Raw genomic sequence first — 11,253 nt, 5'->3', positions numbered from 1 at the left:
AAACTATGAGTACTACAGTTCAGGAGGAAATTATGGCTGATAAACTAATATTAATTGATGGTAATAGTATTGCATTCCGTGCATTCTATGCATTACCACTTCTAAAAAATCAATCTAATTTACACACAAATGCAATATACGGATTTACACTTATGCTTGAAAAATTAATTAAAGAAGAACAACCGACACACTTTTTAATTGCATTTGATGCCGGGAAAACAACGTTCCGTCATGAAACATATAAAGATTACAAAGGTGGTCGTCAAAAGACACCTTCAGAGTTAAGTGAACAGTTTCCGTACATTAGAAAGCTTGCTGAAGCTTATCAGATTAAACATTATGAACAGGATATGTATGAAGCGGATGATATTATCGGTACGCTAGCGAAAGAAGCAACAAAGAAGCAACTTGAAACGATTATCGTTACTGGTGACCGAGATTTAACACAACTTGCGAGTGACTATGTAACCATTTATTACACGAAAAAAGGTGTAACGGAAATTGACAAATATACACCACAATTCATTCAAGATTTATATGGATTTGAACCGAAAAAAATTATAGATCTGAAAGGATTGATGGGAGATAAATCAGATAATATTCCGGGAGTGCCTGGTGTTGGTGAGAAAACTGCACTTAAACTGCTGCATGAATATGGAACTGTCGAAGCTGTCCTTGAAAATCTCGAACATATTAAAGGTAAAAAGTTAAATGAAAATTTAACGAATCATAAAGAAGATGCATTAATGAGTAAACAGCTTGCGACGATTAACATAGACGCACCGATAAATGTCACGTTAGCAGATACGTTGCTACCTGAAAAAGATGAGAGTAGAAAAATTGCACTGTTCCAGGAACTGGACTTTAAACAAATGTTAGAGCAGCTCGATTCCACGACACAAGTTAAGGAAGAGAAGGAAATTATCATTAATGAGGCATTCAATTCGTTTGATTTCTCTAGTGTACAGTCGATGGATATACGCATTCGCTGTTTTCAGGATAATTACTTAAAAAATGAAATTATAGGTGTTGGAATATGCGTTCAAGGTGAGACATTTGTCGTTGAACCTGATGCATTAGTGCACAACACTTCATTTATAGAAGCTTTGAAAAGCAGCGATGTTAATAAATTTGTTTATGATGCGAAGGAAACGAAAGTACTGTTCAATAGACTGAACATTGAAATTCAAGGTATTGCGCACTGTATGATGCTTGCTACTTACTTACTAGATCCTGCGCTTAAAATTATCGATGTTGCACAAAGCGCCCAATTGCATAACGTGCATTATGTTGAATCTGACGAAATGATATTTGGTAAAGGTGCAAAGATGCATGTGCCAGAACAGCACATATTATTCAAACATATCGCAGCAGAAGTAAATGCGATTCATGAAGTAACACCGATTCAGATAGAAAAGTTAAAAGAACTGGAACAGCTTGAATTATTAACCGAACTTGAACTTCCGCTTGCTTTAGTACTTGCTGAAATGGAAATGCAAGGTATTAAAGTGAACAAAGAGACGTTAAAGGATATGCAGAATGAAATACAAGTGCGTCTTGATGAACTTGTTACACGTATTCACAATCATGCTGGTAGCACATTTAATATTAATTCTCCGAAACAGCTTGGAGTTGTGTTATTTGAAGATTTAGCGCTCGATTCACCGAAAAAGAAGAAAACGAAAACAGGTTATTCAACAGCGGTAGATGTACTGGAATCGTTAATAGGTAAACATCCGATAATCGAAGATATATTACTTTACAGAACATTATCTAAGTTACAGTCAACATATGTTGAAGGTTTGCAGAAACTAATCGGAGAAGATGGAAAAATTCATACGCGATTCAATCAAGTTATTGCACAGACAGGACGACTGTCATCAATTGATCCGAACTTACAGAACATACCAGTCAGACTGGATGAAGGTAGAAAGATAAGAAAAGCATTTGTGCCAAGCGAACCAGATTCTGTTATATTTGCAGCGGATTATTCACAAATTGAACTTCGCGTTCTCGCACATATTACTGGTGATAAAGGAATGCTTGACGCTTTTAATCAAGGCATTGATATTCATACGAAAACAGCGATGAAAGTCTTCGATGTCAGTAAAGAGGATGTTACAAGCAATATGCGTCGTCAGGCAAAGGCTGTAAACTTCGGTATTGTATACGGAATCAGTGATTATGGATTAAGTCAGAGTTTAGGAATAACGCGAAAAGCGGCACAGGAATTTATCGATAATTATCTGGAAAGTTTCCCAAATGTAAAAGCGTATATGAACGATATCATTCAGGAAGCGAAACAAAACGGTTATGTGACGACGTTGCTTAATAGACGCCGTTATATTCCTGATATTACGAGTCGTAACTTCAACTTAAGAGGATTTGCGGAACGTACAGCAATGAATACACCGATTCAAGGTAGTGCAGCAGATATTATTAAACTTGCGATGGTGCATTACAATGAACAAGTTAAAGCAACAGACTTTAAAGCGCGATTATTATTACAAGTACATGATGAATTAATCTTTGAAGTGCCTAAAGCAGAACTTGAAGCATTTAGTTTGTTCGTAAAAAATATTATGGAAAACGCAATGGATTTAGACGTACCACTCGAAGTTGAATATAATTCAGGGGAGAGTTGGTACGAGGCGAAGTAGGAGGAATTATGCCTGAATTACCTGAAGTAGAACATGTGAAGCGTGGTATAGAACCGCGCATTACGAATTTAATCATAAATGATGTGCAGTTTTCAGATGCAGTACATTCTGGTAAAGCAAATAATAAAGCAACAATTATTAAAGGAACAACGATTGAACAATTTACTGATATGTGTGTAAATTACCGAATTGACAGTGTTTTTAGACGCAGCAAATATATTATCTTTAAATTAATAAACAGAGAAAATATTCAGTATATGGTCGGTCATCTCGGGATGACCGGCGCATATTTTGTTGTATCATCAATCGAATCGATTCCAGTTTTAAATTATAGAAAACATTGGCATGCTGCATTTTCTTTAAACGATGGTAATAAACTCATCTATTCAGATATCAGAAGGTTCGGTGAACTCAGAATGATGGATGAAGCAATGTTTGAAACATTCAATGCACAAATTGCACCTGAACCATTTAGCGCAGAAGGTCAGGCACATTATTTATCCCAATTATTATTACAGAAGTATCAGAATAAACCGATCAAACAAGTCATTATGCTGCACTCAGTAGTAAGTGGCTGTGGGAATATTTATGCGTGTGAGGCGTTACACCTTGCCCGTATTAATCCGAATACTAAAGTAAAAGCATTAAGTAAGAAACAAAAGTTATTACTATATGAAAAAATTGTGTTTGTGCTGGAAGAAGGTATACGTTACGGAGGATCTACGATTTCGGATTATCGTAATGCCGAAGGTGAGAGCGGTACGATGCAGAACAGATTTAATGTATATGGCAAAAAAGTGTGCGGTACTTGTGGACATGCAATTACGACAAAAGTCATTGCTACGAGAAATACACATTACTGTACGCATTGTCAAAAGTAGGGGGCACTATGACAGTCATTGGTTTAACAGGTGGAATTGCAAGCGGTAAAACGACGGTAGCAAATTATTTAAGTGAACATGGGTTTGCAGTAATAGATGCTGATATTGCAGCACGTAAAGCTGTTGAGAAAGGGTCAAACGGGTTACAGCAAATTTCTGAAGCATTTCCCGGTACCTTAAATGAAGATGGCACATTGAATCGTAAGCTACTCGGTTCAATTATATTTAACGACAAAGAAAAGCGTGAAATACTGAATCAGATTGTTCATCCGATCGTTCGAAATATTATGGACGAAGAAAAAGACGCAGCATTGAAACGAGGAAAAGCTGTTATTATGGATATTCCGTTACTATATGAGAATCATCTTGAACATACTGTTGATGAAGTATGGGTCGTATATGTGCCATACTATATACAGAAGTCAAGATTAATGGAACGTAACAATTTAAGTGAGTCAGAAGCAGATGCACGTATTAATAGTCAGATGCCGATGGAAGATAAACGAAAAAAGGCAGATGTCGTAATTGATAATAGTGATGATTTATGCGCGTTATATCAACAACTGGACAGTTTAATCAGGAAGTATACATCAATATAAATTTTCGAAAAATTAAAATTATTTATTTTGTAAAAATTGCTCTTCACAAGCGCTTTCATTGTGATATACTAATGCTAAGTATTAGTATAACACTTTGAAGGGGAGATTATTTAATGAAGACAAGAGTAGCAATTAATGGGCTAGGAAGAATCGGAAGAATGGTATTTCGTGCAGCATTATTAGATGATAATTTAGAGGTTGTAGCAATTAATGCAAGCTACCCACCTGAAACATTAGCTCATTTAACGAAATATGATACTACTCATGGTAAGTTTGAACTTAATATTGAACCAACTGAGAATGGTTTACTTGTAGATGGCAAGAAAATTGAATTAGTATCTGAACGTAATCCTGAATTATTACCTTGGAAAGAAATGAACATCGATATCGTAATTGAAGCGACAGGTAAATTTAATGATGCTGAAAAAGCAGCAGCACATATTAAAGCAGGTGCTAAAAAAGTACTATTAACTGCTCCAGGTAAAGGAAATGTTCAAACAATCGTTCGCGGTGTTAACTGTGCACAATTAGATGTTGAGAAATATGACGTTATTTCAAATGCATCTTGTACGACAAACTGTTTAGCGCCTGTTGCGAAAGTATTAAACGATAAATTCGGTATTAAGAATGGTTTAATGACAACGGTTCATGCTTATACAAACGATCAGAAGAATTTAGATAATCCACATAAAGATTTACGTCGTGCGCGTGCATGTGCACAAAGTATTATCCCGACATCAACAGGTGCAGCTAAAGCATTAGCACTTGTTTTACCTGAATTACAAGGTAAACTGCACGGTATGGCTTTACGTGTACCGACAACAAACGTTTCATTAGTTGACTTAGTTGTAGATTTAGAAAAAGAAGTAACTGTTGAAGAATTAAATGATGCGCTTAAAGCTTCTGCAGATAATGAATTAAAAGGTATTTTAGATGTAACATATGAGCCACTTGTATCTGTAGACTTTAACACAAATCCACATAGCTCAATCGTTGATGGTTTATCAACAATTGTGATGGAAGGTACGAAAGTTAAAGTATTATCTTGGTACGATAATGAGTGGGGTTACTCAACACGTGTCGTTGAACTTGCGGCATTAATGGGTGAACAATTAAAGAAATAAGTATAAACGCCGTCCAATTTATTTGGACGGCCTTTTATGTTATTCTTTATAAGTATGACATAGGAGGTAATGATGAACTGGATTAAACTTATTCTTGCTGCACTGTTTGAAACTGGGTGGGTTATCGGGTTAGCGCATGCTGATAGCGCAGTCGAATGGTTGATCACTTTAGTGAGTGTGACGTGCAGTTTTTATTTATTATTAAATGCGACAAAGTATTTACCTGTCGGAACAGCTTATTCAATATTTGTAGGACTCGGGGCAACACTCGTAACGGTTGTTGATGTAGCAGTTTATGAAGTGCCACTCGGATGGCAGAAAGTATTATTAATTACAATTCTTATATTAGGCGTTATCGGACTTAAGCTTGCGACAGAGGAGGAGACAGTATGATTTTCTGGATATATCTTGTCGTTGCAGGTTTATGCGAAATGCTGGGTGTATTATGGATGAATATGTATGCGAAGCATAATCAGCGTATTTATATTGTATACTTAATAATTACGTTTGGGTTTAGTCTATTTTTCTTATCGCTGTCCTTACAAGGCATTACGATGAGTACAGCATATGCTATCTGGACCGGAATCGGTGCTGTAGGTGGAACACTAATTGGTATTGTGTTTTATAAGGAATCTAAAAACCCGATGCGTTTACTTTGTATTGCAGTCATTCTCGGAGCAACAATAGGATTAAAATTATTAAGTTAAATGAGACATTCAATTGTCTCTTTTTTTATGTAATAATCCTCTGTTTTAATAACTTCGAATAATAGCCGGTGTAAACTTAAAGGTTTAGTTAATATATATGATAATGTATAATTGAGAGATAATCATATAGTATTTGAGCGTGAAAAAATTAAATTTTAATGTATATAAATTATAGAATTATAAAATGAGGTGATTGTCTTGAAATGTCCGAAATGCAGTTATAATCAATCGAAAGTAGTAGATTCAAGACACGCAGATGATGTAAATGCAATTAGAAGGCGTCGTGAATGTGAACAATGTGGTACGCGCTTTACGACATTTGAACGTATAGAATTACAACCGCTCATCGTCGTTAAAAAAGATGGTACGAGACAGGCGTTTAATCGCGATAAAATTGTGCATGGTTTAGTACGTGCATGTGAAAAACGTCCCGTTCCATATGAGTCGCTTGAGCAGATTACAGATGCTGTTGAAAATGCATTAAGAGAAAAGGGTGAAACTGAAATTTCATCTGTAGATATAGGTGAGATTGTCATGGATCATTTAATGCATCTGGACCAAGTTTCATATGTACGATTCGCTTCAGTATATAAAGAGTTTAAAGATGTCGATCAACTGCTCCGTACGATGACGGATATATTAAATGATAAGAACAAAAAGTAGGTGCCTTAATGGAACGTTATTTTACTGAACTTAATGGAACGGATGAATTTATTGTTATAAGTAATTATGTCGCAACACAAGTTACTGAAGATGTATTGTCGACTTTATATACGCCACTGATTGGTGTTGAATGTATCGGTGTATATCAATTTCTACGTCAGTTTCTGACAGGATATGAGCAGACGAGCGGTGTACTTAATCATTACATTATATTAAGTGAGCTGAAGATGAATTTAGCGCACTTTGAAGTTGTTCGTAAACGATTAGAAGCAATTGGATTGCTTAAAACATATATGCGTATTGAGGATAATCAGAAGTTTGTTTATAAATTGATAGCACCTGTAATGCCAACACAGTTTTTTAATGATCCGATGTTGTCGGTGTTTTTGTTCCAGCAAGTTGGTAAACCGCGATACCAGCAACTGAAGGCAAGATTTTGTAATGAAATGTTTAATTTAGATGGTTACCAGGATGTATCGGTTAAGTACATGGATGTATTCGGTACACCGAAAACACCTGATAAAGTCGTTTTTGAAGGTAATGAACATATTGTGAAACAAAATGAATCATACGGGATTCCTGTACATCAGCATACATTTGACTTCGATTTACTTGAAATGCTTCTCGCACAGAACTTAATTACGAAAAGTCAGCTCCCTAAAGCGACACGTCATTTAATTGTGCAGCTGGCGACATTGTATGATATTGCAGCTCATGATATGCGCGGGATTATATTGAAATCACTAACAAGTGATCAGAAAATATCCCATGAAGACTTGCGCAAAAATGCAAGAGATTTTTATCAGATTGAACACGACGGGAAACTTCCGCAACTTACACTGCAAAAAACGCAGCATGAAGAACCAGAAACGAAACTTACGTGGTTCGAGCTGATGGATACGACGAGCCCGATTGATATGCTGACATCATTCAGTAAATCGGAGCCGACGATTAAGCAAAAACGTATGATTGAATCCATTCTTGAACGTGAGCAGCTACCATTTGGCGTCATGAATATACTCCTTCAGTATGTCATGTTTACAAATGATATGAAACTCCCGCAAAGCTATATTGAAGAAATCGCGTCAAACTGGAAAAAGCAGAAATTAACAAGTAGTGAAGCAGCATATAATTATGTAAAATCTTTTGAACAGAAGAAAAAAGAAAAATCGAATAAACGAACAAATACTTTTAATAAACAAAATACAGTTCAAAAAGAAATGACACCGAAGTGGCTGCTGGAAGAAGATAATCATAAGACAGAAACACGAGAACAAGATAATGTTGATTTAGAAAAAGAACGACAGAAATTAATGGAAGAACTGAAACAATCATGGGAGGAGGATAAGTAATGAAGCATATGGGGTCGATATTAAATGCGAACAGTGATATCTTTAAACGAATTGAAAGCATTAAATTAGAAACGATAAATGAACCGGAAATAAAAGCGTTCATTGAAGCGAATGACGTAACAGATAAGATGATTGATAATGATTTAACTGTCCTTCAGGAATTCAAAGATTCATCTAAAATGTGCAGTGAATGTGAGTCTTTCGGTCAATGTAAAAACTTTGTGCCGGGTCATACACCTGAACTTTATATTGAAAACAATAGAATAAAAATCAGACACTTACCATGTCCATCTAAACTTGCCTATGATGAAGCACAGAAGATGAAACAGTTTATTACAGCAATACATATGCCTAAAGATGTGCTAAATGCAAAACTTTCGAATATTCATCTTGATAATAAAGGTCGTATAGATATCGTGCGTCAAGCGAATAAAGTCTGTATCGATATCGCAAAAGGCAATGATACGAAAGGGATGTATATTCATGGACCATTCGGTACAGGGAAATCGTTTATATTAGGTGCGATTGCCAATGAATTAAAAGAGCGATATATTTATACGACGCTACTTTACTTTCCTGAATTTATACGTGAACTTAAAAATGGGTTTAAAGATGGTACATATAATGAACGGTTAAATCGTGTGAAAAATACACCGGTGTTAATGTTAGATGATATCGGTGCTGAAGATTTAACGCCATGGGTGCGTGACGAAGTGCTTGGGCCGATTTTAAATCATCGTATGATGAATAATATGCCGACGTTTTTCAGTTCAAACTTTGACTTTAAAGAACTGTCGCATCATTTATCGATGACGAAACAAGGATCTGAACTAACGAAAGCACGCCGTATAATGGAACGCATCGAAACGTTAAGTGATGCTTATATGTTAGACGGAAAAAATTACAGAAGAGAAAAATAAAATTTGAAAATTGCAACGAAATGTGTATAATAATATATATCAAACAACAAATACATTCGTTTATATAAAAACATCTTAAGGATATGACAGTGACACATTAATTTATAGAGAGCTGATGGTGGTGTGAATCAGTAATTAATATCACATGTTACTCCCTTATTTGAATGGTAGTTAATCACTATCCGGCTCAAGACCGTTATCTTATGCAGAGTTGCTGAGTAATCAGTAATTAGGGTGGTACCGCGAATAGACTTCGTCCCTTTTTGGGATGGGGTCTTTTTTGTTGTTAAATAAATAAAAAGTGAGGCGTATACAATGAGTGAAATTAATGTTAAGTTTCCAGATGGTAATGTAAAACAATTTGAGCGTGGTATTACGACTGAAGCGATAGCTGCTTCAATCAGTCCAGGTTTAAAGAAAAAAGCGTTAGCTGGTAAATTCAACGGTAAGATGGTTGATTTATCTACAGCGCTTGAAGTTGATGGTGATATCGAAATTATCACACCTGAATCTAAAGAAGGTATTGAAGTATTACGTCACTCAACAGCGCATTTAATGGCGCAAGCTTTAAAGCGCATGTACGGTAACGTTCACTTCGGTGTAGGACCGGTCATTGAAGAAGGTTTCTATTATGATGTAGACACTGACCACAAAATTTCAAGCGAAGATTTATCTGAAATCGAAAAAACGATGCGTCAAATCGTTGGTGAAAATATTGCGATTGAGCGTCGTGTCGTAAGTCGCGATGAAGCAAAGAAAATTTTCGCTGATGATCCATATAAGCAAGAGTTAATCGATGCAATTCCAGAAGATGAAAACGTAACGATTTATTCTCAAGGTGAGTTCACGGATCTTTGCCGTGGTGTACATGTCCCTTCAACTGCTAAGATTAAAGAATTTAAACTATTATCAGTTGCTGGTGCTTACTGGAGAGGTGACAGCGATAACAAAATGTTACAGCGTGTGTACGGAACTGCATTTTTCGATAAGAAAGCGTTAAAAGCGCATTTACAAATGTTAGAAGAGCGTAAAGAGCGTGACCACCGTAAGATTGGTAAAGAATTAGAATTATTTACTACGAATCAACTCGTAGGTGCTGGTTTACCGTTATGGTTACCTAACGGTGCAACGATTCGTCGTGAGTTAGAGCGATACATCGTTGATAAAGAAGTAGCATTAGGTTATGACCACGTATATACACCTGTAATGGGTTCAGTTGATCTGTACAAAACATCAGGTCACTGGGATCACTATCAGGAAGATATGTTCCCATTAATGGATATGGAAAACGAACAGCTTGTACTACGCCCGATGAACTGTCCACACCATATGATGGTTTATAAAAACAAACCACATTCATATCGTGAATTGCCGATTCGAATTGCTGAACTTGGTACGATGCACCGTTATGAAGCAAGTGGGGCTGTGAGTGGGTTACAGCGTGTTCGTGGTATGACTTTAAACGATGCACACATTTTTGTACGTCCCGATCAGATTAAAGAAGAGTTTATCCGCGTTGTTCAACTTGTAATCGATGTTTATAAAGACTTTAAATTTAAAGACTATAAATTCCGTTTAAGCTATCGTGATCCAGAAGATACTGAGAAGTACTTCCAGGATGATGAAATGTGGGAACGCGCACAAGCAATGCTGAAAGAAGCAGTTGATGAAATGGGACTTGATTATGAAGAAGCGCCGGGTGAAGCGGCATTCTACGGTCCTAAGCTGGATGTACAGGTTAAAACTGCATTAGGTAAAGAGGAAACATTATCTACTGTTCAGCTTGACTTCCTGTTACCTGAACGTTTCGATTTAGAATATATCGGTAGCGATGGTGAAAAACATCGTCCAGTAGTCATTCACCGCGGAGTAATTTCTACGATGGAACGTTTCGTTGCATTCTTAACAGAAGAGTACAAAGGTGCATACCCATTATGGTTAGCGCCAAATCAAATTGAAATTATCCCGGTATCTAATGAAGTACACTATGACTATGCGAGAAGTTTATATGACGAATTAAAGTCACACGGTGTGCGTTGTCATATTGATGACCGCGAAGAGAAGATGGGCTATAAAATCCGAGAAGCACAAATGCACAAAGTTCCTTATCAAATCGTTGTAGGGGATAAAGAAATTGAAAACAAAGAAGTAAATGTACGTCAATACGGTAAGAAAGAGTCAAAAACGATGGAGCGCGATGAATTTATCTGGTCAATCGTTGATGAAATTCGTCTGAAAAAATAATGAATACTACTAGAAGTAATAGGGTAAAGATAAGTGTGTATGACAAAAAAATTTAATCGCATAAAATTTATGCTTGTATTATCAAATTATTTCATGTATATTT

At 36.2% G+C, this 11,253-nt stretch carries 10 protein-coding genes; all 10 read left to right on the top strand.

Annotation, left to right across the window (positions count from 1 at the left end):
* The first annotated feature begins 32 nt into the window (after window positions 1-32).
* Window positions 33-2,660: a DNA polymerase I gene (gene polA / locus LAU42_RS07605; RefSeq protein WP_224183023.1), complete on the top strand. Its 2,628-nt coding sequence runs from the start codon at window positions 33-35 to the stop codon at window positions 2,658-2,660.
* 8 nt (window positions 2,661-2,668) lie between these two features.
* The gene (mutM, locus tag LAU42_RS07600; RefSeq protein ID WP_224183022.1) at window positions 2,669-3,541 is read left to right on the top strand and encodes a bifunctional DNA-formamidopyrimidine glycosylase/DNA-(apurinic or apyrimidinic site) lyase; all 873 of its coding nucleotides are present in this window, start codon (window positions 2,669-2,671) and stop codon (window positions 3,539-3,541) included.
* Window positions 3,542-3,549: 8 nt separating this feature from the next.
* Window positions 3,550-4,140, top strand: a complete 591-nt coding sequence (gene coaE / locus LAU42_RS07595; protein ID WP_224183021.1) for a dephospho-CoA kinase — start codon at window positions 3,550-3,552, stop codon at window positions 4,138-4,140.
* Between the two features lie 113 nt (window positions 4,141-4,253).
* Window positions 4,254-5,264 (top strand): glyceraldehyde-3-phosphate dehydrogenase, encoded by a 1,011-nt coding sequence (locus tag LAU42_RS07590; protein ID WP_224183020.1) that lies wholly within the window; start codon window positions 4,254-4,256, stop codon window positions 5,262-5,264.
* A gap of 72 nt (window positions 5,265-5,336) precedes the next feature.
* On the top strand, window positions 5,337-5,657 hold the full coding sequence (locus LAU42_RS07585; protein ID WP_224184776.1) for a DMT family transporter: 321 nt from the start codon (window positions 5,337-5,339) through the stop codon (window positions 5,655-5,657).
* On the top strand, window positions 5,654-5,971 hold the full coding sequence (locus tag LAU42_RS07580; RefSeq protein ID WP_420908200.1) for a DMT family transporter: 318 nt from the start codon (window positions 5,654-5,656) through the stop codon (window positions 5,969-5,971). Before LAU42_RS07585 ends, LAU42_RS07580 begins: the two co-directional genes overlap by 4 nt.
* Window positions 5,972-6,169: 198 nt before the next feature.
* Complete coding sequence (gene nrdR / locus LAU42_RS07575; RefSeq protein WP_224183019.1) at window positions 6,170-6,634, top strand: transcriptional regulator NrdR; 465 nt, start codon at window positions 6,170-6,172, stop codon at window positions 6,632-6,634.
* An 8-nt stretch (window positions 6,635-6,642) separates the two neighbouring features.
* Window positions 6,643-7,986 (top strand): replicative helicase loading/DNA remodeling protein DnaB, encoded by a 1,344-nt coding sequence (locus LAU42_RS07570; RefSeq protein ID WP_224183018.1) that lies wholly within the window; start codon window positions 6,643-6,645, stop codon window positions 7,984-7,986.
* The gene (gene dnaI, locus LAU42_RS07565) at window positions 7,986-8,906 is read left to right on the top strand and encodes a primosomal protein DnaI (protein ID WP_224183017.1); all 921 of its coding nucleotides are present in this window, start codon (window positions 7,986-7,988) and stop codon (window positions 8,904-8,906) included. Before LAU42_RS07570 ends, dnaI begins: the two co-directional genes overlap by 1 nt.
* 315 nt (window positions 8,907-9,221) lie before the next feature.
* Window positions 9,222-11,150, top strand: a complete 1,929-nt coding sequence (thrS, locus tag LAU42_RS07560; protein ID WP_224183016.1) for a threonine--tRNA ligase — start codon at window positions 9,222-9,224, stop codon at window positions 11,148-11,150.
* Window positions 11,151-11,253 lie beyond the last annotated feature (103 nt).

The organism is Macrococcus armenti (genome assembly GCF_020097135.1).
Classification (GTDB): domain Bacteria; phylum Bacillota; class Bacilli; order Staphylococcales; family Staphylococcaceae; genus Macrococcoides; species Macrococcoides armenti.
This window is presented reverse-complemented; position numbering and strand designations above follow the sequence as displayed.